This is a genomic window from Paraburkholderia sp. Ac-20340 (assembly GCF_017104965.1).
Classification (GTDB): Bacteria; Pseudomonadota; Gammaproteobacteria; order Burkholderiales; family Burkholderiaceae; genus Paraburkholderia.
The window spans coordinates 1-1,186 of sequence record NZ_JAAGPR010000083.1 but is presented as its reverse complement, the minus strand read 5'-3'; the positions used below and the strand labels follow the sequence as shown (position 1 = coordinate 1,186).

The 1,186-nt window shown below is 65.9% G+C and carries 1 protein-coding gene; it reads right to left on the bottom strand.

Annotated features, from left to right (window positions below):
• Entirely contained in the window at positions 1–1,182 is a 1,182-nt protein-coding gene (locus G3N59_RS36790; RefSeq protein WP_205987911.1) for an acetyl-CoA C-acetyltransferase, read from the bottom strand.
• Positions 1,183–1,186: the final 4 nt, after the last annotated feature.

Sequence of the window (1,186 nt, the reverse complement as noted above, 5' to 3'; positions counted from 1 at the left end):
TTACAGACGCTCGAGTGCGAGCGCCACGCCCATACCGCCGCCGATACACAGCGACGCCAGGCCGCGCTTCGCGTCGCGGCGCTGCATTTCATGCAGCAGCGTCACCAGAATGCGGCAACCCGATGCGCCGATCGGGTGACCGATCGCAATCGCGCCGCCGTTCACGTTGATCTTCGACGTGTCCCAGCCCATCTGCTTGTTCACGGCCAGCGCCTGCGCCGCGAACGCTTCGTTGATTTCCATCAGGTCGAGATCGCCCACCGACCAGCCCGCGCGCTCCAGCGCACGCTTCGAAGCCGGCACCGGGCCCATGCCCATGATCTTCGGATCGACGCCGCCTGCTGCATACGACTTGATGCGCGCGAGCGGCGTGAGGCCCAGCGCCTCGGCCTTCTTCGCCGACATCACCACCACCGCGGCCGCGCCGTCATTGATGCCCGAAGCGTTGGCGGCCGTCACCGTGCCTTCCTTCGAGAACGCCGGCTTCAGGCTCGACAGCGATTCGGCCGTGACGCCATGACGCACGAATTCGTCGGTGGCGAAGCGCAGCGGCTCGCCCTTGCGCTGCGGGATTTCGACCGGCACGATTTCCGCGTCGAAACGGCCCGCCTTTTGCGCGGCTTCGGCCTTGTTCTGCGAAGCGGCTGCAAACGCATCCTGCTCTTCGCGCGTGATGCCGAATTCCTTCGCGACGTTTTCTGCCGTCACGCCCATGTGGTACTGGTTGTACACGTCCCACAGGCCATCGACGATCATGCTGTCGATCAGCTTCGCGTCGCCCATGCGGAAGCCATCGCGCGAACCCGGCAGCACGTGCGGCGCAGCGCTCATGTTTTCCTGGCCGCCTGCGACCACGATGTCCGAATCGCCGGCGATGATCGCGTTTGCCGCGAGCATCACGGCCTTCAGGCCCGAGCCGCACACCTTGTTGATCGTCATGGCCGGCACGGCTGCCGGCAGGCCCGCCTTGAGCGATGCCTGACGCGCCACGTTCTGGCCCGAGCCCGCCGTGAGCACCTGACCCATGATCACGTCGCTCACCTGTTCGGGCTTCACGCCCGCACGCTCGAGCGCCGTCTTGATCACCAGCGCACCGAGATCCGGCGCAGCCACTTTCGCCAGCGAGCCACCGAACTTGCCAACCGCCGTACGGGCGGCCGAAACGATCACAATGTCAGTCATTTTC